We start from the raw sequence: 23346 nt of genomic DNA on the forward strand, positions 1-23346 counted from the left end.
CCCTCGAGCAGCCGCCCTTGCGCGATAGTTCAGTCGATGGCCTCGATGGCCTCGATGCCTTGCCGCTTGAGGTCTTCAAGGCGGTCCCGCATGTGTTGAAGCACCTGAGGGGAGTGTGGCTGCCAGTTCAAGACCCCGTCAAGCACCCGCAGTGGAGGATCCCGGCTACACGCTGGATAGCTGGCCGCTGCCGGCCGATTGATTTCTTCTAGAGCGAGAGCGCGCGACACGCTAATCTGGGCGCACCCCCAAGCAAAGGAGAGCCCCGTGGGCAAGGTGGTCATGTACAGCTCGGTGTCGGTGGACGGCTTCATCGCGGACGAGAACGACCAGCCCGGACCGCTGTTCGACTGGTTGACCAGCGGTGACGTTCCGTTGGACGAGAGCGGCGCGTTGAAAGTGTCGCAGACGTCCTACGACTACACGCGGCCGTACTGGGACCAGATCGGGGTGACAATCGTCGGCCGCCACGTCTTTGACATGACGGACGGCTGGGACGGGAAGCCTCCGGGCGGGATCGACCACGTGGTCGTCGTGACGCACCGGCCCGAGCCCGAGGGCTGGGACCCCGAGGCGCCGTTTCACTTCGTCGACGGCGTCGAGGCAGCCGTGGCCAAGGCGCAGGAGCTTGCGGGCGAGCGCATGGTGGAGGTCGCCGCTGGCGACGTCGGTGGCCAGGTGCTTGCCGCGGGCCTGATCGACGAGGTGCGCATGGACGTCGTCCCCGTCGTGTTCGGGTCCGGCAAGCGATACTTCGGGTCGCTCCAGGCGCAGCACCTGTTGGAGGATCCTGACGTGGTGATTCAGGGCAACAGGGTCCTTCACCTGCGCTTTCAGGTGCGCCGTTGACCAATTTTCGGAAAGCTTGATCGGCGCGGCGCCAGGCCGTTTGGACGAGTTTAGTTCTGGCAGATCATCAGCAGATTTCCATCGGGGTCTTTGAAGTTGAACCATTTATCAAACTGGATGTCCGCCACCTCGGCACTCTTTAACTTCATGTGCTGGTGCGCCGTCCGGATATCGCTCGTGTTGAGAACGACGGCGGCAATTTGGAAGACGGCGTCCCGGGAGTAGATCTTGCTGTCCAGGATGAGCCCCGCGCCTTCCATGGGAAGGACGTAAAGGTGGTCGTGCAGGATCTCCCCATCGGCAGGAACCCCCAGCACGTCGCAGTACCAGTCCCTGGCCTTGTGAAGATCGCTGACCGGAATGAAAACCATGCCTATCTGAGCAGCTATCGGGTTCATGCCGGGTCCTTTGGGTCGTCAAAGAGGTGAATCGCCGCGGTGCCCCGATGGCTGATGCTGCTTACTATTGCACGGCGATGAGTACCGCCACAAGGATTGAGGAAAACGATTGCCGTATGTTCTCCCACGTTTGGCAAGACGCCGGTTGCGTGGAATTCTTTGTCGGGCTAAGCCAGCCGGGGCGTCTTGTGACCGCACGGACTGAACCCGCCGCTGCAGGCCAGGAGCAGGTGTAACCTTCAGGAAGATCAATCAGCCTGAGGGGGCAGCGCATGAATCATCCACCCACTTCGCACACCGGTACCGCCGTCGTCGAAACAGTGACACTCACTGGCTGTACAGCGTGACGGGTGGCTGGAAACTCATCGTCGCCCTCGCTGCTGTCCTGGGCGTGGGCACCTGCGCTGCGCTGGGTTTCCTCGCGATGGCATTGTTCGTCCCGCAGCCGGGAACCCTTAAGGTGCTGGACAGGGCGGCGTCCGAGCGGGACGTCCTGGCCGGTGACTTCGGATCCATGTCCTCGGACATGCAGATGGAGAACGCCCGCTTCCTGGGAATGTACGAGAACACCAAGTACTTTGCGGCCCCCAGCGCCTACGACGAGGCCAGTTTCTGCCTGATCGCCGTAGCGGTCATGGAGGACGGCGGCTGGGAAGCCGCATGCGGAGAGCTCATCGACGGCAGGGATGTGCTGACGTATGTGTGGGACGCCGACGGCAGGGAAGCAGTGCTTGTTCCAGATCAGTTCGACAGCGGGATGCTGGAAGCTGAGGGCTGGGTTTCGGTTCATCAGAACCTGATGGTCCAGGTGGATCCCGACGCCCCTCGTGAGTTCAGCGACGAAAGAGACGACATCGAGCCCTACCCGCTCAAGGCCTGACTCAGGGCGGAACCGGGAAAGCGACTGCCCACAAAACGCGGGCACCCGCCCCCAAATCACGAAAGAACCCCGCAACGCTAACGTTGCGGGGTTCTTCGCTACCTAAGAGGTACGGCTACTCGGAACCGGTTTTTTGGTCCCGGTCCATTAGGTTTTTCTTGATCTCGTCGAACTTCTCCTTGATCACCCGTTCCGCCTCGGAGAGGGTCTTGCCGGCGCTGCTGATGGGATCCAGCTGAAGGTAGACCTCCTGGGTAACGGGAAGGTCGTACTCGTCCTTCAGGTGGGTGCCGCCGCCCACTCCCTGGAGGGACAGATACACCTGGGCGTCGGTCCGGGCGATCCCGGCGAGCGTTCCGAAGACCACCGTGAAGTCGTTGGGCTGGAAGCTGACAGTATGGCCGATGTGGCTCCGGTCAAGGTCACCGGCTGCCAGTGGCTTCTCGGACGGACTTCCGCTGTAGTTCATGAACTTCTCCTAAATAGGTCGAGGGACACGTACCCCAGCAGTCTATAAGCGGAGCCGAGGCGGTGCCTGCTGGGCGGCAGTCGGTAGATTAGGGGGGAGCACCAACGCCCGCCTCCGATGAAGGGAACGCCCTGTGTCCACCCGCCTGCGCGTGAGCCTGCCCGACCAAAAGCTGATGGATGCCGTGGAGCCGCGCGCCGGCGTCGAGTTCCTGCTGTGGGACTTTTCCGGGCCCGCCCCGGCCGAACGGCTGGACATTGTGGTGCCGCCGTACATGCGCGGGCCGGGGGTCCTGGCCGCGCTTGAGTCCGTGGACGCACGCCTGGTCCAGAGCCAGTCGATAGGGTACGACGGCGTGGAGGCAGTTCTGCCCGCGGGCTGCCTTTTCGCCAATGCGGCAAGCGTCCATGAAACCTCGACGGCGGAACTCGCCCTGGGCATGATGATCGCCAGCCAGCGGGGTATCCCGGACTTTGTCCGGAACCAGGCGTCGGGCACGTGGGCGAACAGCCAGCGGCCCAGCCTGGCGGACCGGCGGGTGCTCCTGGTCGGTTACGGGGGAGTGGGAAAGGCCATCGAGGCGCGGCTGCTGCCCTTCGAAACCGAGGTTACACGAATGGCCAGCCGCGGCCGCGACGACGGGCACGGCAGGATCTACGGGATTGATGAGCTGTACGAACAACTGCCGCTGCACGAGATTGTTGTGGTCAGCGTTCCCCTGAGCGAGCAGACCCGCCAGCTGGTGGACCGGAAGTTCCTGGCAGCAATGCCTGACGGCGCCCTCCTGGTCAACGTGGCGCGCGGGCCGGTGGCCGACACGGAGGCTCTGCTCGCCGAGACGTCATCCGGCCGGCTCCGGGCAGCCCTGGACGTGACGGATCCGGAACCGCTGCCGCAGGACCACCCCCTCTGGGCCGTTCCGGGCGTTCTGATCACTCCGCACGTGGGCGGGGCCAGCTCGGCCATGCTGCCGCGGGTGGCACGGCTGATCGGCAGGCAGGTTGACCTGATGCTCGCCGGGCAGGAGCCGGTGAACGTGGTGCTTGGCGGGCGGTAGCGAGCTGGTTGGGCGGGACAGTCCTGAGGCATTCGTGGTGCCCTTGACATCCTGCCGCGGCCTGAGGAACATCGAAATGCCGGTGCAACTGGCGGTCTCCCGGAAGTTCAGCTGCGGAACGGCGTCTCGAAAGGACGAGGGATGCACGCAGCAGATTTCCGCTTCCTCGTTGTCCGCCGTGCCGCCGCCGCTGCGGTTGCCCTGGTTGCCGCGCTCGCAGGCTGCACCGGTGCGCCGGACCCGCCCGACCAGCAATCCCCGACGCCGAATGGCGCGTCTGTAAACGCCACGGCGACCGCCTCTGCCGCGCCGGCGTTCGCCTCCGGGCTGGACAAATACAGCCGGGACCTGCGCGCCGGAGGAGCCACCGCCGTCGTGATCCAGATGAAGTCCCGGGTGGGGGAATGGTCCTCGGCTGAGGGAGTCCGGAACCTCGAGACCAATGATCCTGTGCAGCTGACCGACCAGACGCACGTCGGCGACATCACTATGACCATGGTGGCTGTGTCGGTGATGAAGCTGGTGGAGGAGGGAGAAATCCAGCTGGATGATCCCATCCAGGAGTACCTGCCTGAGTTCGAGAGCATCATCAAGCCGCCCGGGCCTGTCACCATCCGCAGCCTGCTCAGCCACAGGTCCGGGATGCCGCACTATTGGGAGACACCGAACGATATTGGGAACCGGCGCTTTACGCATCAGGAACGTCTGTCATTCGCCGCCGCTGTCCGGTGGGGCCGGGGAGCGGGCAGCCTGTACAACTACTCCAACACCAACTACTCGGCCCTGGCCCTGCTGGTGGAAAAGCTGCGCGGCCAGGACATCGGAACCGTTATCCTCGCCGATAACGTGAAGCCGCTGGGGTTGCAGGGCACCCTGATGACGGGCTCCGAGCCGGGGCCGCAGAACCTGATCCATGGGTACACACGGACCGAGGGCGGCGAGCTGGTGGATAACGCGCTGGCTCCATTCCACAGCGGGTCACCTGATACGGGCCTGATCTCCACCGTCCCCGAACTCAACGCTTATTTCGCCGCACTGCAGAAGGGAAAGTTGGTAACCCCTCAAAGTCTGGCGGAAATGCACCACCCCAAGTACGAGCAGTTCGGTCTGGGCTTGGTACGGCATTACGATCCGTGCTCCAACAACGACTACTATGGCCACGTCGGAGTGGTGCGTGGCTACGCTGCACTCGCACTAATCAGCGCCGACGGATCCCGGCAGATTGCCATGGCTGTGGCCCGCGCTCCCAAGCCGGACCTGATTGGCTTCGACGACCCGCAGGCGCTGGAGATGGCCCGGACGGCGGTGGAAGCGCTCAATCAGGCCTGCTGATGATTACGTAGTGCGGCGGACAATCGCTGGTCAGAAGGCCAGTGCGATCAGTGCCACCAGCGCCGGGAGGGTTGCCCCCAGCGTGCCGGGGATGCTCTCACCCTTCCGCGGGTAGTGGCCCAGTGCGTCTGCCAGCAGCATGGTGGACCCGCCCAGCACCATGTTGGCGCAGCAATAGATGACCAGGGTGTAGCCCACCACCGCGTAGCCCATGTTGACGGCCACCACCCCGGCGATGACACCCAGCCCGATCAGGAGGTTGCGGAACCCTGTGGGGATGGCCCACATCATGACGGCAGGCACGTTCTGCGGCGGAGTGCTGAGGAATTTCTGCGCCCACGGCTGGTGCATCAGGAAGCTCTCCAGCGGAAACACGGCGATGTGGATCAGTGCGGCCAGCACCGCGAAAACCTGGGTTACAGCATTCATGGGGGAAACGTACGACGCCGGCACGGGCCGCCGCGATCCCCTCAGCAGGGGTTTCGCTTGCTTCGGAATTCCCCAGTTTGGGGGATTGCGGTCCGGTCCGCGGATCGGATACTGGAGGTATGTGGGAGGAGCGGGCTGAGCGTGCCCGGCGGGAGATTGCGGCCCTGGCCACCAGCGGACTGGACATGGCTGATCTCTACGCGTCGGCCATGGCTATTGTCCGGCAAACGGTGCCGTTCGAGCAGGCCTGCTGGGCCGGCGTCGACCCGGATTCTTTGGGCATGACGTCCGTCACCAACTGGCGCCCGTGGCCGGTGACGGACGAGTACGCCGCCCGCTTCGCGGAGTCCGAATACACCGGCCGGGAACCCAACACCTTTGCCGAGCTGCTGCGCCGGCCGCAGCCCGTCGCGAGGATCTCCGATGCGCCACACCGGGAAGTAGTCCGCAGCGTGCGGATCAACGACCTGCTGCTGCCGCTAGGCCTTGACCATGAGCTGCGCGCGGCCTTCCGTGTGGACGACGCGTGCTGGGGGGTGGGCAGCCTCTTCCGCGAGGCGGGGCACGATTTCTCCGACCGTGAGGTGGAATTCCTGGGCGCCGTGGCGTCCACCCTGGCCGCCGCCAGCCGGGTGGCGGTGCGGGCAGCGCATCAGGCCCGGCCAGCCGCCGTCGGGCCCGTGATTGTCCTGGCAGGCCCGCACGGTGAACTGCAGGCGGCTACTCCCGCGGCCACGTCCTGGCTGGCCGAGCTGGAGGACGCGGCGCCCGGCCGCTTCAGCATGACGCTGTACACGGTGGTGGCGCAGGCGCACGCGGCGCCGTCGGGAACCGCCCGGGCCAGGATGCGCGACGCCGGCGGCAGCTGGGTGGTGCTGCAGGCCAGCCGCCTCATCACGGGCGATGACCCCGAACAGATGGTGGTCACCGTGGAGCCCGCCACCACTCACGGCCTGGTCAGCCTGCTGCTCGCTGCCTACGGGGCCACCGTCCGCGAGCGGGACGTCTGCCTGGAAGTCCTGTCGGGAAGTACGACGGCAGAGATCGGGCGGCATCTATTCATCTCACCGCACACCGTGCACGACCACCTGAAGGCGCTCTTCGCCAAGGTGGGCGTGGGCAGCCGGGGAGAGCTTGTGGCGAAGCTGCTTGTGTGAAAATCCTGGGCCTACACCTTAGCCCGTGCTCAATCAGGCCTGCTGATTTCCTACAGGGGCACTGCCTTCGGCGGGAGTACCCGCCTACGATTGGAATTGCTGGGAACCTATTGGATGCGTCCTGAAAACAGGAGGGCAGCATGGACCAGCTAATTGAAATCCCCGGAGACAGGACAGCCTCGCGCCTCGCGTACGCAGCCGCGGCGACGGGCGCCATAGGCGTAGTAACGCTGGGCGCTATGTTTGCGGTCGAAGTTCCGCGTGGCGGGCCATTTGTATTTGGCACCATCAATGACGCCACCGGCGCGGTGTTCAACGCTGTGGTCATCCCGGTCATCCTGCAAGTCCACCGCCGGGTGCCGCCCGCGCCGTGGACGGAGCCGATCAAATGGGTCACCGTTTCTTCCTGTGCGGCGGGCGCGGCGAGTTCGGCCCTGCTGGTCTTCAAAGTCCTGGACTTCAACTCCTCCACGGCCATCTCGATAGCCTCCATTACGCTGCAGGGCGCCTGGTTCTACTTGATCCATAACCGGCTTCAGAAGGTGGATGAGTATCCCCGCACGCTTTCAAGGCTGGGACGGGCCATCGGCGGTGCGATGCTGGTCGGGCTGCCGATTGCGGGCATAGGCTACGCGTCGCAGGGTCCGGAGTGGCTGCGGACGGCGCTCATGGGGGCAGGAACTGCAGTGGGTGCCGCAGCCTGGGTGGCCTGGCCGTACTGGTATTTCCGCGCCGGACGGTATTTTTCCCACAAACTGCACCACGATGCTGCACCCGCAACTTTCCCCAAGGCGGCCGGCTGACGGGTAGCTTCCGCTGCGGTTACGCGGGCCGGGGTTGGGCAGTGACACCTCCGCTCTATGGAGGGCAAGTTGCACAATGCCCTAAACCGACCACTCTTGCAATGCAGGTAGAAAACCTAAAGGCGCCACGAAATATCAGGATCCGCTCAAGAAAGCCCGAATGTTGAGCGAGGATTCACCCAATACCGCGGCATGGAGGGGCAAAACAAATAAGCTCATTCTCGTCGAGGTCACTGCTGACACCGGGCGCGCTGGCTGAAATCGAATTTCGAACACATTAATCAAAATTTGGGGGAAATATATGTCACACCAACAGGGTTATCAGCAAGCGGCACCTGGGCAGCCTGGGCAAATGTATATCGCGCAGCCGGGTTATGGGCCGCCAACGCAGATGCTCCCGCCCCAGCCGACGAAGGCGAAAAAGCAGTTGAACGTGGTCGGGCTGATCGCGCTCATCGCAGCGGTGCTCGGCTTCATTTTCGCCTGTACCCCAGGAGCACTCATCGTTGGCTGGATTCTCCTGCCGATCGCATTTGTTCTGGCTCTCGTTTCCCTGTTTCTCAAGGACAAAGCTAAGTGGATGGGCGTCACTGCACTGATCGCCTCCATCGTTGGAACGATCGTCGGGTTCATGGTGTTCTTTGCCGCGGTGGGGACGTCGCTCGACAACGCTTTGGGCAGTGGCGACATCAAAGTTTCAGGATTGCAAGGCACGGCAGCAGAAGCTGGAACACGCGAGAACCCGTCGCCGATAGGCTCCGTCATCGAATCCGATGACTGGCGGGTCGTGATCAACTCGGTCACCCTCGCGGCGTCGGATGCCGTTGTTGCCGCGAACCAATTCAACGAGCGGCCGACTGAGGGGTCGGAGTACATCATGGTGAACTATTCCGCCACCTATATCGGCGATGACCCTGATGGACAAATGGCTGCATTCGTCTCTGTCGAATACGTCACTGCAAACGGAACCACGGTGAATGGACTCGACAAGCTTGTGGTCGCACCGGAGCCCATTGACACCACGAGCGCGCTCTACAAGGACGGCACCGCAACAGGCAACAAAGCCATCGAAGTGCCCACCGCTACTGCAGGCCAAGGCGTCCTCGCCGTCAGGCCCGGCATGTTCGGTGACAAGGTTTTCGTCGCCGTTCAGTAACACTTAAGGGAAGTCGGCAAAGCCCCCGGAGCATTGCGGGGGCTTTGCCGTGTGACCTACCGTGTGCCCTGGGTTTCCTTAATGGGCCGCGGGCTCTTCCACACGGATTCGCGGGGACCTGGAGGGTAGGCTGCCTGCTTGCCGGCGATGGTGACCAGCAGCGCCGCGATGACGGGGAGTGCCGCCGCGGCCGGGACCAGCAGCGGTCCGGCCACCACCAGGGCGGCGGAGCCGTAGAGGGCACCGATGGTGATGCCCAGCTGGATGGTCAGGACCGTGAGGCCGTTGGCGGCGTCCTTGTTTTCGCGGCCGGCCCGGAGGATGGCTGACTGGTTGTAGATGCCGATGGCTCCCAGTCCGGCGCCCCAAATGGTGACGAGCATCAGGGCAAACGGAAGGCTGCCCCCCACGAACGGCAACAGGAGCATCGAGACGGCGATTGCCGCCGTCGTGATCAGGATGGAACGGCGGGGATGCGAATCCACGGTGAGGCCCGCGATCCAGATGCCCACCAGGCCGGAGACGCCCAGGACCGTGAGCGAGAGGCTGATGGCGTAGTCGGGGAGGCCGGCGCCGCGGATGTACGGGGCGATGTAGGTGAAGAGTGCGAAGTGGGCCATGACCATCAGCGGCCACGCAATGGCCACGGACTTCACGCCTGGCTGGGCGATTGCCTTGCGGAGTGAGGGGCGGGCTTCGCCGGCGGCGCGCCGGGCGGACGGGAGCAGCCAGAAGGCCAGGGCGGCGAGCAGCAGACCGAAGCCGGCCAGGAACAGGAACGACGCGCGCCACCCGAGGAAGCCGCCCAGCGCGGTTCCGATGGGGGCGCCGATGGCCAGGCCCAGGCTGTTGCCGCTGAAGACCAAGGCCAGGGCCTTACCCACTTTGTCGGCCGGGACCACGCGTGCGATGTATGGGGCCATGGTGGTCCAGAGCAGTCCGTGGGCCAGGCCGCCCACCAGCCTGGCGATCATCGCCGCGGTGAAGTTGGGTGCAAGGCCCACCAGGGCGTTGCTGAGGGCGAACGTCAGGACGAGCGCCACGAGCAGCGGCCGCCGCGGCACCTTGCCCAGCAGCCGGGCGGCGGGCACCACCGTGATGACGATGACGGCGGCGTAAGCGGCGGCGAGGTACCCGGCCACCGGCTCGGACACGTTCAGGCCGGTGCTGATCTGGGGGAGCAGGCCGGAGGGGAGGAGTTCGGTAGTGATGGCGGTAAAGGCGATGGTGGCCAAAACCATCATGGCGGCCAGCGGGAAACGCTGGGTTGCCGGCGCGGAAATCGCGGAGGACATGAGGGGGTGTTTCCATTCAAGGGGGAGGGGCGGAACCGGGCTCGGCGGCCGAACAATTCCTCCACCAATTTTACCGGATTAAAGAGGTGTTCTTCCGCCACATTGGCCGTGAGCAGCGACACTTAGAAGACGCCGCAGGAAACACCGATCCGTCAGGGGGAGCCATGGCTCACGCCGAGAACCAGACCACCATCAACCGCCCGCCGGAGGACGTCTACGCCTTTCTCGCGGACGGGCTGAACAACCCTGCCTGGCGGTCAGGGGTCCAGGCCATTTCGCTGAAGAGCGGCACAGCCGGAGCAGCTGGCGCCGTCTACCGCCAGACCCTCGCTGGTCCCGGCGGCCGGCCCATCGACGGCGACTACCGGATCACCGCTGCGGAGCCCGGCAAGCACATGGGCTTCCAGGTGGTGGCCGGACCCGCCCGGCCCGCCGGGGAGTACCACCTCAGCCCGGTGCCCGGCGGGACAAATGTCGGGTTCACCCTGGACTTCCAGCCGAAAGGTCCCATGCGGCTCCTGGCGCCGCTGATCCAGCGCACCATGGAGAAGGAAGTGGCGCAGCTGGCCAGCCTCAAGGCAGTTCTGGAAGCGCGGTAGCGGTCATGAGAGCAAGACCGAACCGTTGCTGCTTGAGCATACCGAAGCCCTCCCCTGACCGCGCTCTGGGGAGTAGATTGTCCCCGGGCTCACTGCCGCGCGGCATAACCAGACTTCGGAACCAGTCAAATGGGGGACAACCATGACAATCTCCAGTGCATTTGAAGAAATTCCCGACGAAGCAGCGCGCACGTACTTGCAGCGCTATTACGGGCTCGGCGAGTGGGAAGGTAAGGAGTTCACAGGCGCCCACTTCGATACATTTGGCATCAACGAGCCCAACGCTTTGACCGCGGACGATCTGATAGCTGTAGCCTGCTTGTCCAAACACGTACCGGCACGGGCCGCGTTAGGGCTGCTTGGTGATTACTCCAGCAAGATCACAACTCTTCTCGGATACATTCCGCCTGACCTGTCCATTGAAGACATCCCCTTCGACGAACACGACCGATACTTTGGCGATGAAACGCCGCCGCTGCGTCTTTGGCGGCTCCTTCGAAGGCATGAGAGCACTCGCTGGGGCATTGGAGCCACGACGGCAAGCAAGCTCATGGCCCGCAAGCGTCCCGGGTTGATCCCCATTTACGATTCTGTTGTTGCCGGGCTTACAGGTTTCAACAATTCGGACGGGACCTGGCGGGCATGGCACCACGCATTTGCCACAGACGGTGACCTTGTCAGACGGCTGGAGACCTTGCGCTCGACAACCGGGCTGCACGGCCTCTCACTCCTTCGGATTCTCGACGTGGTGCTCTGGATGCATGGGAGTCAAGGATCGGTCGGTCCGGAGAGCGTCGATGAGCCGGATGAAGGCTGACGGTGAGCCGGGCTCGGTGCAGCGCCTCCATCATGGGTTGGCTGCTTGCCTGACCTGCCGCTCCCCGGCTACCCGGCGGAGCGGCGGTTGCGGGCCTGCTTCACCAGCCGGATAAAGCCGAAGACGAAGACGGCCTCGATCAGCACCATCAGTCCCAGCAGCAGCCACTGGCCCTGGCTGATGAAGACCACCGCTCCAGTGAGGACCAGGGCGGTTCCGAGGACCAGAGCATAGACGGCGAACCCCAAGGCCACTCTTGCGCTGCGCACACCGGTGCGGAAGCCGAAGCCCAGCGGCTCTCCGCCGGGGTGTCCACCGATAAGGTCCGGCGGGGCAGGCCGCAGCCTGTGGAACTCATCCCAAGGGTCCCAGTCCTGATCGTGATAGGCCATGCCTTCATTATCCCGCCGATCCTGTGGGCACTCGCTATGTGGGAGGAAAGGCTTTGTCACCGACGCTTAAATCAGGCGTGCAAACGATCTTTATATATCGCTTTTCCCTTATACGACCATTTGCGACGGGCTCCGATCAAGATCGGCTCAGGACTTACTCAAAGTTGTCCCAGGATCGCCGAAGTTTCGGTGGGGCGGGCTTTCTGAGAAATAGGCTCGGCGTCGGCGCATTTGTCGAATGAAGAAGGTCCGGCTAATTGCCGGGGCTTTATCAATGGGGGAAAGAATTGTCGAACTATGAGAGTCTTCTGGGGCCGGCACAATCTGCTCCGGGGCCAGGGCCAGGGCCGGGACCCAAACCACCTAACAAGCCACGCGCTTCCACTTTCTTGTCGGAGGCATGACGGCTCTCTTTATGATCCTTGGGGCCTTCACGGGCGGTCTTGGAGGTGCGCTGGTCTTCCTGGCCATCTCGGCCGCCCTGACCGGGCTCTATGTCCTTGCCACCGGACGCCGTTCCTGGGCATGGCTGCCGGCCAAGCGGAAGGCTGGAGCCATCGCCCTGGCTGTGTCCTGTGCACTCTTTATTGCCGGCGGAGTCTCGCTGCCGCGCACACCCGCGGGAGACCTGTCGGCCGCCGCCGCTGAAAGCAACTCCTCGGCAGCCGGAGCGAAAGCGAGCGCAAGTGTCAAAGCGCCGCCGCCGCCGTCGTCCGCTCCAACTGCGCAGGCAAGCGGCGCGCCGCTTGATCCCGAGAATCCTTACCTGGTCGCACAGGGCGTCAGCATTGCGGCTCCCAAGACTCAGCCCGCCTTCGCGACGAAGGCGATCGACCTGCTGGCCACCCTTCCCATCAAGGGCCGGGCACCCAAGACGGGCTATGACCGTGCTCTCTTCGGGCAGGCCTGGGCAGACGTCGACCGCAACGGCTGCGACACCCGGAACGACACCCTCAAGCGCGACCTGACAGCCATCACCTACACCAACAGCGTTCCGTGCAAGGTGCAGTCAGGGATGCTGGCGGACCCCTACACGGGTACCGCCATCAGTTTCCTGCGCGGGACTGCCACCAGCAGCGCCGTCCAGATTGACCATGTGGTTGCCCTCAGCGACGCCTGGCAGAAGGGCGCGCAGCAGTTGACGACAGAACAGCGTACGGCGTTTGCCAACGATCCGCTGAACCTCCAGGCGACGGATGGCCCAACCAACATGAAAAAGGGCGACGGCGACGCCGCCACCTGGATGCCGCCCAACAAGGGCTTCCGCTGTGAGTACGTCGCCCGCCAGATTTCCGTGAAGGCCACGTACAGCCTGTGGGTCACCCAGGCGGAACACGACGCGATGGCCAGGATCCTGGCCGACTGTTCAGGCCAGCTCGCCCCAACAAACGAACAGGCCCCGGCCGCGGCACCGGCTCCAACCCCCGCACCTCAGCCGGCCCCCGTGGTGGCGGCTCCCGTTGCTCCGGCACCGGTTGTTCCTGCACCTGCACTTGCACCTGCCCCTGCGGCGCCGGCTGCTGTCTACTACGCCAACTGCACGGCAGCCAAGGCTGCCGGGGCCGCGCCGATCTATGCCGGGCAAGCCGGCTACCGGCCCGCGCTTGACCGCGATTCCGACGGCGTGGCCTGCGAGAGCTAGCCAAACCTCATCACTCCAAGTTCAAATTCCTAGGGGGAAAAATGAAAAAGACACTGACTTTAGTTGTGCTGACCGGCCTCATGCTGACAGGCTGCGGTGGCAAGCAGACGGCGGCACCGCCGTCAGAAACTGCAACCGCTGTTTCCGTGGCTGTAGATGCTGTCACGGTTCCACATGTGACGGGCCTGGCGCTGGATAAGGCCACGGATCAACTGGAAGATCTTGGGTTCAAGGTCGAGGCTGTGGACGCCGTCGCCGGCAAGTCGATCATTGTGGAGAAGAACTGGCAGGTGACCTCCCAAGACCCCACAGGAAGTACCCAAGCGGCAAAGGGTTCCACGGTCCACCTCGGCGTCAAACACCTTGATGAGATAGCAGCTGAAAAGGCAGCCGCTGAAAAGGCGGCCGCCGAAGTAGCTGCGGCTGAGAAGGCCGCTGCGGACAAGGCAGCAGCTGATCTGGCTGCCACGCAGCTGGCAGCCGAACAGGCCGCGGCCCAGAAGGCTGCTGCCGATCAGGCGGCGGCCCAGCAGGCTGCAGCACAGCAGGCTGCCAAACAAGCACCTGCACCCGCTCCGGCTCCCGTTGCTCCGGCTCCCGCCGCCGCATACTACGGCAGCTGTGCTGACGCCAAGGCCGCCGGTGCGGCGCCGCTCTTTGCCGGGCAGGCCGGCTACCGGCCAGCCCTGGACCGGGATAAAGACGGCGTTGCCTGTGAAAGTTAGCCGCCACCTTACCTAGAGGTTGAAGTGCTGCGGAAACCTTCTCTGTGGAAGGTTTTCGTGGCACTTCTGCTGCTTAACGCCCCTCTGACGCCAGCGCAACGCCACCATCGCCGGGGAACCGGGCTGCCTATCCCCGAGAGTAACCGAGGTAGCGCGGAACCTTTTGCGCGTAATCAACGTAGGACTGCCCGAAGAGCTCGGCCAGCGTGGCCTCTTCATCGAGGATGTAGGGATGTTCCACCAGCAATTCGGCCGGCAGCGTCACGAGGACCCAGGATGAACCGGCCATGGTCCCCGCGCCCAGTTGGATGAGCCACCAGCCCACGTACATCGGATGGCGGCTGATCGCGTAAGGGCCGCTGGTGACCAGTTCCTCCGGTTCCTCCAGCGCGAAAGTGCCGGCGGACCGGCGTCGGCGTTCAGTTAGGGCCCAAAGATTCAGGCCGACGCCGGCAAGCACCAGTCCGGCCCCCGCCGTCCGGTGGAGGAAACAGGGGCCGGGAAGCGGCAGTGGGCGAAGCCGGTGAAGGAGGAGATCCAAGGCGATCGCGGCCACGGTGGGCGCCGGCAGCGGAATGTTTTCGTAGGCTTCCTTTAGGCGCGTGGTCAGGGAGCCTGCGGAGCGGCCCGTCACGGCGCGTCCGATGGCCTGGGTAATCCAGCGAGCGAGCGGAAGAACGTGGTGGCATCCTCGGCGACCTGCTCCGGGCACTCCCAGAGGACCAAATGCGCCACATCCGGATACGTTTTCACCGACGAGCCCGCGATCCGCGCGGCCAATTTGTCCTGGTCGCCAGGTGGGAGAAGGTTGTCCTCGCCGCCCCACAGAATCAGCGTGGGTGCCGTGATGGTTCCCGCTTCCGTGGGCGGCACGGCGGCGGCGAGGCCGTCCAAAACCGCCTTCCACACGTGGGCAGGCATCCTTACTCCGTCCCGCACGCGGTCCTCAAGAAACCACTGCGGAACGTCGTGCAGCAGGCGAAACCAGGAGAGGGAATCCCTGACCCACGCCTCGTCGATGGGGTCCGTCAGCGCGTCCACTTCGTCAGCGAAAGGGGCCCGTCCGTGGAGGCTCATTGGAGTGCCCACCAGCACCAGCGCCGCAACCTTTTCAGGATGGACGACGGCGAGTTGCTGGGCCACGTATCCACCGCTGGAGGAGCCGACGACGGACGCCCGGGTCACGTCGAGCGCGTCCAGGATCGCGGCGGCGTCGTCGGCCTGTTCGGCCAAAGAGTAGCCGTCCCTCGGTTTGTCCGCTTCGCCTTGGCCGCGGAGGTCGGGGGCGTAAACCCGGAAACCCGTTAGCAGGGGGATCAGCCGGTCAAAGGTCCGCCGGGATTCGCCCCATGGATGCAGCAGCAGAACCGGGGGAGCGTCTGCCTCGCCGTGAACGAGGCATGGCACGGTGATGCCTGTGCGGAGCCGGAGGTCCCGGACTTCGGGTTCCATAGCTTCAGGGTACGCGGTGCTGAATTAGCTGTCGCCTGGGCTCAGGGCAGCGAGGGGCAGGCCCGGATCCAGCCTTTGGTGGTCATCCTTCTGAAGCCGAGCGGACAACGCACCATTCGTTGCCCTCTGGATCCTGGAGCACCTGGAAGGTGCCGACGGAATCTTTGTGGATCGTGCCGATCCTGACAGCTCCGAGGGCTTCAGCCGCTGCGGCCGCAGCCGGCACATCGTCCACGTACACGTCGATATGGAGGCGGTTCTTCCCCTGCTTGTCTTCGGGGACTCGCTGGAAGGCCAGTCGCGTCCATCCCGGGGGATCGATAAAGGACCAGGCATCGCTCCGGTGCACAGGCTCGCCGCCGAGCACCAAGGACCAGAACTCGGCCAGCCCGGCGGGGTTGTGGCAATCCACTACGACTTCATCAACTCGTCCGATCACTGTTCGACAGTACTTGCTGCACGACGGAGTTCACCACCTGCACGATGTCGAAAGCCAGCGCACAACGAAGGACTAGACAGCCACGGCCCGAGCAGGATCCACTGGCCCTGACCGGTGAGGAGAACCGCTCAGGACTCATGATCAGTTAGGTCTCGGCCGTGAGAGTATCCGGCTGCCTGGCCTGCGGGGTGATCAGCTGCGCCACGAGGGTCGCCGCAAGCCATTCTTGGTAGCGGTCGGCTGACCAGCCGCGTTCCTCGACGAGTTCCCGGTAAATTTCCTCATTCGAGAAGCACCACAGGAGGTCGCTTGCGGTCGCTTCGTCGATGTTGGCCGCGAGATCGGCACGCAGGCTGTGGATAAAGTCCGCAAGTGTCCGCGCCCTGTTGTCCAGCACTTTGCGGTAGGCGGCGGCAACTTTCGGATCTGACGCTGCGGCCTGGCGGTGTATGGAGATGACGTCGTAGCTCGTCTCCATCTGCTGGCGCACCAGTTGCGCCCACAGGCCCAGGCGGCGGGAGGCATCCGGCTCGGCCGCGGCTTGGGCCATCAGTTCAGGAATTTTCGAGTCCCGCAGCATTGTGTGCCGCATGCCTTCGAGCAGGGCACGCTTATTTCCAAACGCAGCGTAGATCGTCTGGGTGGCTACGCCAGCCTCTGAAGCAATGGCGTCGATGGTGGTGGCTGCCCATCCCTTCGCCGCCATCAGCGACCGGGCGGCGGCAATAATGCGGTCCTTGGTTTCCTGGGCCTGGCGCTGCCGGTGGGTTGGTCGGGGGGAAGGCATGAAGTCAGTATAGCCATAACCCATTGAGTGGAGTATAACTTCATTCATTAGAGCATCACTATAACGAGGAGTGGGCCATGTCGACCTTACCGGAACACCGTTTACTGGACGGCACCGCGCGCCGCCTTACCGGCTGGTGCGGCATCGGGATGGTTGGGGCCATCCTGGTGAATGGCCCACTCTCGGTGGCTCTGCAGAGAATGCCGAGTTACTGGGAGGCGGGAGCGGGCGGGAAGCTTGCTACCTACCTGGAGGACGGCACGAACGTCGATCAGATGCTGGTCTTCTTCGCCCTTTCGAACCTCATCTTTGTATTTGGAATCGGGTTCTTCGCAGGGCTACGCCGCGTCAGTGACCAATCAAACGTTTCGGATTGGGTGAGCGGGGTGGTGTCCGTTGGCTCAGCAGTTTTTCTCGCCGCCGGGCTGGTGTCGGAGACACTATCGACCGGAATAGCCGTAGTTCTGCGTTCAACTCCCGACTACAACCTCGACGCTAATTCTGCTCTTCTGATGCAGGGCCTATGGTCTACCGTGATCGCTCAAGGGCAAGTGGCTTTGGGCATCGTCATCGTCGCTGTCAGCGTGGCCTCCCTCCGAGCCGGCGGTCTGCCGAAGTGGCTCGCCTGGGCAGGAGTCGCCGTCGGGATCGTGAGCATTCTGCGTCCGGTGCTCGTCACCCAGATCCCGCTGTTCATCGTTTCCTTCCAGCCCGTGTTCTTTTGGATCGCCGCAGTCTCCGTCGTCCTCCTTGGTGCCGGCACCCGTCGACGGCCAACTGAACGGCGCAGGTCGGCCACCGCAATAGCCTGACTCCAACTGCTTACTCCTGCGGCTGCCCCTTCGCGGGCGTCACCCGGATCCGGGCAATGCGCAGCCGGTCCATCGCGAGCACGGTGAGGACGTGGCCTGCGACCTCCACCTGGTCGCCGGTCCGGGGGAGGCGGCCCAAGCGGTCAATGACGAACCCGGCCACCGTCTCGTAGTGGCCTTCGGGCAATTCGATGCCGGACGCTGATTCGAACTCCTGCAGGATCAGGCCGCCGTCGACCTCGACTGATCCGTTGGCCTTTGTGACGCGGTCCTCGGGGTCGGTGCCGTTGTCGTACTCGTCGTAGATCTCACCCACCAGTTCCTCCACCAGGTCCTCCAGGGTGACGATGCCGTCCGTGCCTCCGTACTCGTCCACCACCAGCGCGATGTGCTGGCCGAGTCTGCGCATCCGGGACAGCGACGGCAGCACCCTGTTGGTTCCCGGCAGCGGAAGGATCTCCCGGGCGATGTCCTTCACTATGCCTTGGTCGTACTCTTTATCGCGGGGCATGAGGTCGCGGATGTGGATGAAACCAAGGACGTCGTCCGGAGTCCTGTCGATCACCGGGTAGCGCGAAAACGGGCCGTCCCTGAGCAGGCTGCGTGCAGCTTCAATCGTCAGAGAGCCGTCGATGAAGGTAACCGCTGTGCGGGGACGCATGACCTCCTGCAGTGAGCGGTCCCCGGCGCCGAACACATCGGTGAGGATGCTGCGGCTGTGTTCTTCCAGGTCGTCGCTCTGGGACACCATGTCCCACAGTTCCTCGGAGCTGACGCTCTCCTGGCGGGTGTTGGGATCGCCGCCGAACAGCCGGACGACGGCGTCGGTGGACACCGACAGCAGCCAGACGGCGGGGCGCATAAGTTCGGACAGGACACTCAGGGGCGGGGCAAGGACCTTCGTGAAGCCGACGGCACTCTGCATGGCCAGCCGTTTGGGCACCAGCTCACCCAGCACCAGGGAAAGGTAGGCCACCAGCAGCGTCATGGAGATAAAGGCCACTGGTTCCGCCGCGGAACCAAGGCCCAGACCTTCCAGGAGGGGTTCGACGTCGGGCGCGATGGTGGAGGCGCCGTAGGCGGCGGAGAAGAAGCCGGAGAGCGTGACACCGATCTGGACGGTGGAGAGGAACCGGTTGGGGTTCCCGGCCAAGGCTGCGATCCGGGCGCCGCGCTTTCCGGCCTTTTCCATCCGGCGCACCTGGCTCTCGCGGAGGGAAACCAAGGCCATTTCCGTGCCGGCGAAGACTCCGCCCAGCAGCACAAAAAAGAGGACCAACAGGAAATTGACCAGTGTGTCGCTGTCCATGAACTGACACTACCGAATTAGCCGATTGCCTCGATGCCCTGCGGCTAAGTTCTTGGGCAGACTGGCCACTGGATAGTGAGCGGTAGTCAGGAGCAGGGACGGTAGGATCGGAGCATTGCCGCAGGCCGGCCATAGCTTTTGGGGGAATCATCGTGAACATCAAGCCATTCAGTCGCGCCGTCTGTGCCCTCCTGCTTGCCGGGGCGGCGGCTCTGCTGGCACCCGCGCCGGCGTCCGCTCAAGACTCACAGGTGATCAACGTAAGCGGCCAGCCGCTTGGAGTTGTGGCCGGCCCGGACGGCACGTTGTACGTCAGCGACTACAACTTTCTGGGTGGCGTAAGCGTCTTCCGATCCGGGGAGGCTCAAGCCTTCCGGCACATAAAAGTTGGCCACTTCTCAACCTCCATGGCCATGACGTCGGACGGGACGCTCTATGTGCTCCAGTCCACCGAGTCCATGCAGACCGAGCTCGGCGTTGTGACACCCGGGGCAGGCGAGGTCTCGGCGACCATTCCGTTGACGCAAGGTAACCACTGGCTGACGACGTCGCCGGACGGATCGCTCTATGTGGCCAGCGGGAATGACGGCACTGTCTCGGTGGTCCTGCCGGGCGGGACAAAGGTTCATCGTGTCATGGAGGCCGGGCACTCTCCGGTGGAGGTCACCGTGGCGAAGGGAGGCACTGCGTACGCGGTGAATCAGCATGCAGGCACCGTTAGCGTTATTCCGAGCGGCGCCACAAGCCCCTCGCACACTATCGACGTGGGCAAGAGTTCAAGCCCTCACGGGATAGCAGCCGCGCCTGATGGAAATGTCTACGTGGCAAACGTCCTGTCGAACGCCGTTGCAGTTATCGAGCCCGGCGGCACCAAAGTGGCCCGGTGGATCCGGGTGGGCCGGGAACCGCAGGAGGTGGTGGCCGGTCCGGATGGGAGGGTGTACGTGACAAACAGTGCGGACAACACGGTCTCTGTCATCCCTCCCGGCGCTGACCGGGTGGCTGAAACCATACCCACCGGGGAAGATCCTGGCCGTCTGGCACTCACAGCCGACGGCTCAGTGGTGGTGGTCAACAGGGGAGATAAGACTCTTACAGTGTTCGACGCCGGATTGCTGGGATCCGCTCCGGCCGCCTTGTCCGGGGGAGCCGTTGACGCGGCTGACGACGCTTTGAAGGTTGCGGCAGGCTGGGACGTTTTCAGTGCTGGTGTTCCTGTCATTGCGGCAGGGAGCGGCGCTTTGCTTCTTGCCGGTGCTGCTGTCCTCATCGCCGTGCTGCGAAGGCGGAGGCCGCTGCTTTCATTGCGTGAGAACATCCACGGCTAGGCTGGACTCGATCGCAACCGGGACTGGAGGATGGGCACATGGCTGATGACCGGGCACCTGCCGCCCCCTTCGACCGCGTGGTCCTGATCTTCAATCCGACCAAAGCCGAAATGGCCACGCGGATTCATGACGTGCAGCGTGATCTCGGCACTGATCTGCCGGGTCTGCCAATTGAGCTGCTGCCGACGGATTTTGCGGGCCACGCCCGCGATCTGGCGCGGTCCGTGGCCGTGGCGGGATCCCCGCTCATCGTCTCAGTCAGCGGCGATGGCGGGTACAACGAGGTTGTCAACGGGGTGATGGACGTTCCCGCCACCAGGGCTGTCTGCACTGTGCTCCCTGCAGGTAACGCCAATGACCATCACAGGAGTAGGCCCGTAAGGCCGTTTACGGAGGCCATCCGCGAGAGCCGGGTCCGTCGCATCGACCTGCTGCGCATAACGTTCCGCGGTGCACATCGGGAGCAGGTCCAGTACGCCCACTCATATGTGGGGTTCGGACTCACACCGTTGATGGCGATCGGGATCGAAAAGGGCGGAAAAGGGAAAATCCTCGAGCTCATCTCCGTTGCCCGGACGCTCTCTGGCCTGAGGCCGTTTGAGCTCGTGCGGGCCGACGGGGCAACCGCGCAATTCGACAGTCTGATCCTGGCCAACATCTCGCGGATGGCGAAGTATGGGCGGGTCAGCGAGTCGAACCACCCGGATGATGGGCAGTTCGAGGTGGTGACGTTGCCCCATGCCGGGCGTTGGAAGATGGCGCTGATGACCCTTCGGGCCGTCACTTTGGGACTGGGGCATCAACCCAGCGTCAGCAGCTATGCCTTCACGACGCGGAATGCTGTTCCATGCCAGATTGACGGCGAAGTTGTACATGTTCAGGCAGGCACCCATGTGCTGGTGGAAAGCGCCAGGGGAGCCCTCGCCACTATCTGACGCCTGTCTAGACGTGGGGGCCCAAATTCGGCGGGCGTAGGGTGGGACTTGGGCGAAAGGAGCACTTCATGAAGAAAATCCTCATGGTACTTACCAGCGTTTCCGAGATCGGCGACACCGGAGAGAAGACCGGCTACAACGTGGCCGAGGCTGCACATCCCTGGAAGGTGTTCAAGGATTCCGGGCATTTCGTCGACTTTGCGTCCATCCAGGGCGGCCAGCCCCCGCGCGACGAGGTGGACTCAGGAGATCCCATCCAGGTCGCCTTTACGGAGGACGAGACTACGCGCGCCGGTCTCTACAACACGGCCCGGGTCGACGTCGTTGATCCCGACCAGTACGACGCCGTCTTCCTTGTAGGCGGCCACGGCACCATGTGGGACTTCCCGGACAGCGAAGGCCTGCAGAATCTGGTGGCGAGCGTCTACAACACCGGCGGCTTGGTGGGCGCGGTCTGCCACGGGCCGGCCGGCCTGCTGAACGTGGAATTGGAGAACGGGCTTCGCCTCGTCGAGGGCCGGAAGGTGGCCGCCTTCACCAACGACGAGGAGGTTGCCGCAGGGAAAGACAAGGTCATCCCGTTCTTCCTGGCAGACCGCCTTGAGGAACAGGGTGCTACCCATGTCTCCGCTGGTGTCTTTGAGGAGATGGTGGTGGTGGATGACCGGCTGGTGACAGGCCAGAACCCGGCTTCAGCTGCCGGCGTGGCCAAGGAAATGGAGAAGCTCTTCGCAGAGCTCATCCACCAGGAAAAGGCCGAGGAACAGCACGAGACGGAGAGTCTGCGCGCCGAGAAGGACGCCCAGAAAAACGCAAAGAAGGCTGCGGCGGAAGCGGAGCACTGACACCAACAGCGTACTGAAACTGACGGCCACCCCGGCACGATGAGGTGGCCGTCAGTTGTCGCATCGGCCGCCATCACCTGTGCGCTGTTGACTCGCTGCGACGGCGTGGGGAGCATCTGAATATGGCTGGGGGGAACAGGCAGCGCCTGTTGCCCCACGCGGGAGAGGCTGTTCGGGATGTTGGTGAGCTGGAGTCATAAGGCCCTTGGACGTAAGACCGCGTTCGGCCTCGCTGTCCTTTTGCTTGCGCTCGCTGGTTGCTCCGCCGGTCCTGATCCGGCTCCGTCGCCGCCGTCGTCGATGGATGAATTGAAAGCCGAACTGGAACAGTTCAGCACCGAGCGGTTGGCAGCAGGAGCTTCAGCCGTCCTCATCCAGGCGGGGCTGGGCGGGGAAGTCTGGTCCAATGCCGAAGGTGTTCGGGACCTTGAGACGAAGGTTCCCGCCGAGTCCGGCGATTCGTTCCACATGGCCAGCCTGACCAAATCCATGGTGGCGACCTCCGTCCTCAAGCTGGTTGAACAGGGAAAAATCCGGTTGGATGACCTGGTCAGCGATGACCTGCCGGAGTTCGATTCAGTCCTGCACCCGCCCAAGCCAATTACCGTCAGGATGCTGCTGGACCATACGTCCGGGATGCCAGGCTTTGAGGAACTGCTCATCAGATCGGGTCCCGTGAAAGAGGTCCTGGCCACCCCGCTTACCGCGGAGCGAAGGCTTGAGCTGACAGGAATGGCGCCGTGGGACTCCGCCGATGTTGGCGTGTATGAGTACTCGAACTCCAATTACGTGGTGCTGGGACTTCTCGTCGAGCGCGTGTCAGGCCGCAGCCTGGGGGATGTGCTGCGGACTGACATTGTGGAGCCCCTCGGGTTGGCCGGGACACTGCTCGCCGGAACCGCCAAAGCTCCCGCCACCATGGTGCACGGCTATGTCATGATCGACGGCGAACGGGTGGACGCCACCGAGGCCGGTGTTCAGAGCAGATCTGCCTCGGGCGGGATGATCTCCACAGTCCAGGACGTGAACGTGTTCTTCTCGGCCTTGCTGGCAGGCAAGGTGGTGAATCCCGCGCTGGTCAAGGAGATGCAAAGCCAGAACTCCTCTGAGTACGGGCTCGGCCTGGCCAAATGGTGGGACAGCTGCACGAGCGGTTACTACTATGGCCATCTCGGCGGAGCACCCGGCTATGCCTCCATCGCGATGACCAGCGCCGACGGCTCCAGGCAGCTGGCTGTGTTCATGGCACACGCTGCAGAACCGCTGAGCGTCGATACGCCTCCAGGCGATTACGGGCTGGAGGAGTTTGCGCAGAAGGCTCTCGACAGCACCTGCGATTAGCGCTGCTCTGAGGCAGGGGAGTACGACGGCGGCACGCGCCTGGGTCGCTGCCCCAGAGGAGCATGCTCCGCCTACTCCGTTCGGTAACCGGCGAATGG

General features: G+C 63.8%; 26 protein-coding genes. 16 read left to right on the top strand and 10 right to left on the bottom strand.

The window, feature by feature from the left end:
- Nucleotides 1-267: 267 nt before the first annotated feature.
- Complete coding sequence (locus F8G81_RS05670) at nucleotides 268-849, top strand: dihydrofolate reductase family protein (RefSeq protein ID WP_267278033.1); 582 nt, start codon at nucleotides 268-270, stop codon at nucleotides 847-849.
- 50 nt (nucleotides 850-899) lie between these two features.
- On the opposite strand, the gene F8G81_RS05675 is transcribed toward F8G81_RS05670, so the two are convergent.
- Nucleotides 900-1247 (bottom strand): VOC family protein, encoded by a 348-nt coding sequence (locus tag F8G81_RS05675; protein ID WP_267278034.1) that lies wholly within the window; start codon nucleotides 1245-1247, stop codon nucleotides 900-902.
- A gap of 343 nt (nucleotides 1248-1590) precedes the next feature.
- Between F8G81_RS05675 and F8G81_RS05680 the strand changes: the two genes are divergently transcribed.
- On the top strand, nucleotides 1591-2127 hold the full coding sequence (locus tag F8G81_RS05680) for a hypothetical protein (RefSeq protein ID WP_267278035.1): 537 nt from the start codon (nucleotides 1591-1593) through the stop codon (nucleotides 2125-2127).
- A gap of 115 nt (nucleotides 2128-2242) precedes the next feature.
- On the opposite strand, the gene F8G81_RS05685 is transcribed toward F8G81_RS05680, so the two are convergent.
- Complete coding sequence (locus F8G81_RS05685; RefSeq protein WP_267278036.1) at nucleotides 2243-2596, bottom strand: hypothetical protein; 354 nt, start codon at nucleotides 2594-2596, stop codon at nucleotides 2243-2245.
- 133 nt (nucleotides 2597-2729) lie between these two features.
- On the opposite strand from F8G81_RS05685, the gene F8G81_RS05690 reads away from it, so the two are divergent.
- The gene (locus tag F8G81_RS05690; protein WP_267278037.1) at nucleotides 2730-3653 is read left to right on the top strand and encodes a 2-hydroxyacid dehydrogenase; all 924 of its coding nucleotides are present in this window, start codon (nucleotides 2730-2732) and stop codon (nucleotides 3651-3653) included.
- A 141-nt stretch (nucleotides 3654-3794) separates the two neighbouring features.
- On the top strand, nucleotides 3795-4985 hold the full coding sequence (locus F8G81_RS05695; RefSeq protein ID WP_267278038.1) for a serine hydrolase domain-containing protein: 1191 nt from the start codon (nucleotides 3795-3797) through the stop codon (nucleotides 4983-4985).
- Between the two features lie 30 nt (nucleotides 4986-5015).
- Here the strand turns inward: F8G81_RS05695 and F8G81_RS05700 are convergent, their stop codons facing one another.
- Nucleotides 5016-5414 (bottom strand): DUF1304 domain-containing protein, encoded by a 399-nt coding sequence (locus F8G81_RS05700; RefSeq protein ID WP_267278039.1) that lies wholly within the window; start codon nucleotides 5412-5414, stop codon nucleotides 5016-5018.
- A gap of 119 nt (nucleotides 5415-5533) precedes the next feature.
- Between F8G81_RS05700 and F8G81_RS05705 the strand changes: the two genes are divergently transcribed.
- The 3 genes from F8G81_RS05705 (at nucleotide 5534) to F8G81_RS05715 (ending at nucleotide 8530) form a co-directional block, all read left to right on the top strand.
- Entirely contained in the window at nucleotides 5534-6571 is a 1038-nt protein-coding gene (locus F8G81_RS05705) for a helix-turn-helix transcriptional regulator (protein WP_267278040.1), read from the top strand.
- A gap of 140 nt (nucleotides 6572-6711) precedes the next feature.
- The gene (locus tag F8G81_RS05710; protein WP_267278041.1) at nucleotides 6712-7374 is read left to right on the top strand and encodes a hypothetical protein; all 663 of its coding nucleotides are present in this window, start codon (nucleotides 6712-6714) and stop codon (nucleotides 7372-7374) included.
- Between the two features lie 352 nt (nucleotides 7375-7726).
- Nucleotides 7727-8530 (top strand): hypothetical protein, encoded by an 804-nt coding sequence (locus F8G81_RS05715; RefSeq protein ID WP_267278042.1) that lies wholly within the window; start codon nucleotides 7727-7729, stop codon nucleotides 8528-8530.
- 56 nt (nucleotides 8531-8586) lie between these two features.
- Here F8G81_RS05715 and F8G81_RS05720 read toward each other — a convergent pair whose 3' ends face one another.
- Nucleotides 8587-9825, bottom strand: a complete 1239-nt coding sequence (locus F8G81_RS05720) for an MFS transporter (RefSeq protein ID WP_267278043.1) — start codon at nucleotides 9823-9825, stop codon at nucleotides 8587-8589.
- Between the two features lie 164 nt (nucleotides 9826-9989).
- Between F8G81_RS05720 and F8G81_RS05725 the strand changes: the two genes are divergently transcribed.
- Complete coding sequence (locus tag F8G81_RS05725; protein WP_267278044.1) at nucleotides 9990-10424, top strand: SRPBCC family protein; 435 nt, start codon at nucleotides 9990-9992, stop codon at nucleotides 10422-10424.
- Between the two features lie 142 nt (nucleotides 10425-10566).
- Nucleotides 10567-11241 carry a DUF6308 family protein gene (locus F8G81_RS05730; RefSeq protein WP_267278045.1) on the top strand — a complete coding sequence of 225 codons (675 nt, stop codon included), beginning with the start codon at nucleotides 10567-10569 and terminating at the stop codon, nucleotides 11239-11241.
- A 68-nt stretch (nucleotides 11242-11309) separates the two neighbouring features.
- Here F8G81_RS05730 and F8G81_RS05735 read toward each other — a convergent pair whose 3' ends face one another.
- Entirely contained in the window at nucleotides 11310-11633 is a 324-nt protein-coding gene (locus F8G81_RS05735) for a hypothetical protein (RefSeq protein ID WP_267278046.1), read from the bottom strand.
- Between the two features lie 400 nt (nucleotides 11634-12033).
- Here F8G81_RS05735 and F8G81_RS05740 point away from each other — a divergent pair, with 400 nt between their 5' ends.
- Nucleotides 12034-13275 (top strand): GmrSD restriction endonuclease domain-containing protein, encoded by a 1242-nt coding sequence (locus tag F8G81_RS05740; RefSeq protein WP_267278047.1) that lies wholly within the window; start codon nucleotides 12034-12036, stop codon nucleotides 13273-13275.
- Between the two features lie 41 nt (nucleotides 13276-13316).
- Complete coding sequence (locus F8G81_RS05745; RefSeq protein ID WP_267278048.1) at nucleotides 13317-14000, top strand: excalibur calcium-binding domain-containing protein; 684 nt, start codon at nucleotides 13317-13319, stop codon at nucleotides 13998-14000.
- Nucleotides 14001-14127: 127 nt separating this feature from the next.
- On the opposite strand, the gene F8G81_RS05750 is transcribed toward F8G81_RS05745, so the two are convergent.
- From F8G81_RS05750 to F8G81_RS05765, 4 genes are all read right to left on the bottom strand, one after another.
- Nucleotides 14128-14634: a methyltransferase family protein gene (locus F8G81_RS05750; RefSeq protein ID WP_267278049.1), complete on the bottom strand. Its 507-nt coding sequence runs from the start codon at nucleotides 14632-14634 to the stop codon at nucleotides 14128-14130.
- Entirely contained in the window at nucleotides 14631-15452 is an 822-nt protein-coding gene (locus tag F8G81_RS05755) for an alpha/beta fold hydrolase (protein ID WP_267278050.1), read from the bottom strand. The genes F8G81_RS05750 and F8G81_RS05755 overlap by 4 nt, the downstream gene beginning before the upstream one ends.
- A gap of 82 nt (nucleotides 15453-15534) precedes the next feature.
- Nucleotides 15535-15891, bottom strand: a complete 357-nt coding sequence (locus F8G81_RS05760) for a VOC family protein (protein ID WP_267278051.1) — start codon at nucleotides 15889-15891, stop codon at nucleotides 15535-15537.
- A gap of 145 nt (nucleotides 15892-16036) precedes the next feature.
- On the bottom strand, nucleotides 16037-16678 hold the full coding sequence (locus tag F8G81_RS05765) for a TetR/AcrR family transcriptional regulator (protein ID WP_267278052.1): 642 nt from the start codon (nucleotides 16676-16678) through the stop codon (nucleotides 16037-16039).
- A gap of 77 nt (nucleotides 16679-16755) precedes the next feature.
- Between F8G81_RS05765 and F8G81_RS05770 the strand changes: the two genes are divergently transcribed.
- Entirely contained in the window at nucleotides 16756-17490 is a 735-nt protein-coding gene (locus F8G81_RS05770; RefSeq protein WP_267278053.1) for a hypothetical protein, read from the top strand.
- Between the two features lie 10 nt (nucleotides 17491-17500).
- Here F8G81_RS05770 and F8G81_RS05775 read toward each other — a convergent pair whose 3' ends face one another.
- Nucleotides 17501-18799, bottom strand: coding sequence for a hemolysin family protein (locus tag F8G81_RS05775; RefSeq protein ID WP_267278054.1), 1299 nt, complete (start codon nucleotides 18797-18799; stop codon nucleotides 17501-17503).
- 152 nt (nucleotides 18800-18951) lie between these two features.
- Between F8G81_RS05775 and F8G81_RS05780 the strand changes: the two genes are divergently transcribed.
- The 4 genes from F8G81_RS05780 (at nucleotide 18952) to F8G81_RS05795 (ending at nucleotide 23248) form a co-directional block, all read left to right on the top strand.
- On the top strand, nucleotides 18952-20127 hold the full coding sequence (locus tag F8G81_RS05780; protein WP_267278055.1) for a hypothetical protein: 1176 nt from the start codon (nucleotides 18952-18954) through the stop codon (nucleotides 20125-20127).
- A gap of 38 nt (nucleotides 20128-20165) precedes the next feature.
- Nucleotides 20166-21062, top strand: a complete 897-nt coding sequence (locus tag F8G81_RS05785; protein ID WP_267278056.1) for a diacylglycerol/lipid kinase family protein — start codon at nucleotides 20166-20168, stop codon at nucleotides 21060-21062.
- 68 nt (nucleotides 21063-21130) lie between these two features.
- Nucleotides 21131-21907, top strand: coding sequence for a type 1 glutamine amidotransferase domain-containing protein (locus F8G81_RS05790; RefSeq protein ID WP_267278057.1), 777 nt, complete (start codon nucleotides 21131-21133; stop codon nucleotides 21905-21907).
- A gap of 183 nt (nucleotides 21908-22090) precedes the next feature.
- On the top strand, nucleotides 22091-23248 hold the full coding sequence (locus tag F8G81_RS05795; RefSeq protein WP_267278058.1) for a serine hydrolase domain-containing protein: 1158 nt from the start codon (nucleotides 22091-22093) through the stop codon (nucleotides 23246-23248).
- Nucleotides 23249-23346: the final 98 nt, after the last annotated feature.

This window comes from Arthrobacter sp. CDRTa11 (assembly GCF_026427775.1).
Taxonomy (GTDB): Bacteria; Actinomycetota; Actinomycetes; order Actinomycetales; family Micrococcaceae; genus Arthrobacter.

Coding starts and splice junctions, on each gene's coding strand:
- F8G81_RS05730 (WP_267278045.1), top strand. CDS start 10,567: ATGACAATCTCCAGTGCATTTGAAGAAATTCCCGACGAAGCAGCGCGC.
- F8G81_RS05765 (WP_267278052.1), bottom strand. CDS start 16,678: ATGCCTTCCCCCCGACCAACCCACCGGCAGCGCCAGGCCCAGGAAACC.
- F8G81_RS05715 (WP_267278042.1), top strand. CDS start 7,727: ATGTATATCGCGCAGCCGGGTTATGGGCCGCCAACGCAGATGCTCCCG.
- F8G81_RS05785 (WP_267278056.1), top strand. CDS start 20,166: ATGGCTGATGACCGGGCACCTGCCGCCCCCTTCGACCGCGTGGTCCTG.
- F8G81_RS05770 (WP_267278053.1), top strand. CDS start 16,756: ATGTCGACCTTACCGGAACACCGTTTACTGGACGGCACCGCGCGCCGC.
- F8G81_RS05755 (WP_267278050.1), bottom strand. CDS start 15,452: ATGGAACCCGAAGTCCGGGACCTCCGGCTCCGCACAGGCATCACCGTG.
- F8G81_RS05740 (WP_267278047.1), top strand. CDS start 12,034: ATGACGGCTCTCTTTATGATCCTTGGGGCCTTCACGGGCGGTCTTGGA.
- F8G81_RS05745 (WP_267278048.1), top strand. CDS start 13,317: ATGAAAAAGACACTGACTTTAGTTGTGCTGACCGGCCTCATGCTGACA.
- F8G81_RS05675 (WP_267278034.1), bottom strand. CDS start 1,247: ATGAACCCGATAGCTGCTCAGATAGGCATGGTTTTCATTCCGGTCAGC.
- F8G81_RS05720 (WP_267278043.1), bottom strand. CDS start 9,825: ATGTCCTCCGCGATTTCCGCGCCGGCAACCCAGCGTTTCCCGCTGGCC.
- F8G81_RS05775 (WP_267278054.1), bottom strand. CDS start 18,799: ATGGACAGCGACACACTGGTCAATTTCCTGTTGGTCCTCTTTTTTGTG.
- F8G81_RS05790 (WP_267278057.1), top strand. CDS start 21,131: ATGAAGAAAATCCTCATGGTACTTACCAGCGTTTCCGAGATCGGCGAC.
- F8G81_RS05685 (WP_267278036.1), bottom strand. CDS start 2,596: ATGAACTACAGCGGAAGTCCGTCCGAGAAGCCACTGGCAGCCGGTGAC.
- F8G81_RS05710 (WP_267278041.1), top strand. CDS start 6,712: ATGGACCAGCTAATTGAAATCCCCGGAGACAGGACAGCCTCGCGCCTC.
- F8G81_RS05695 (WP_267278038.1), top strand. CDS start 3,795: ATGCACGCAGCAGATTTCCGCTTCCTCGTTGTCCGCCGTGCCGCCGCC.
- F8G81_RS05725 (WP_267278044.1), top strand. CDS start 9,990: ATGGCTCACGCCGAGAACCAGACCACCATCAACCGCCCGCCGGAGGAC.
- F8G81_RS05735 (WP_267278046.1), bottom strand. CDS start 11,633: ATGGCCTATCACGATCAGGACTGGGACCCTTGGGATGAGTTCCACAGG.
- F8G81_RS05705 (WP_267278040.1), top strand. CDS start 5,534: ATGTGGGAGGAGCGGGCTGAGCGTGCCCGGCGGGAGATTGCGGCCCTG.
- F8G81_RS05700 (WP_267278039.1), bottom strand. CDS start 5,414: ATGAATGCTGTAACCCAGGTTTTCGCGGTGCTGGCCGCACTGATCCAC.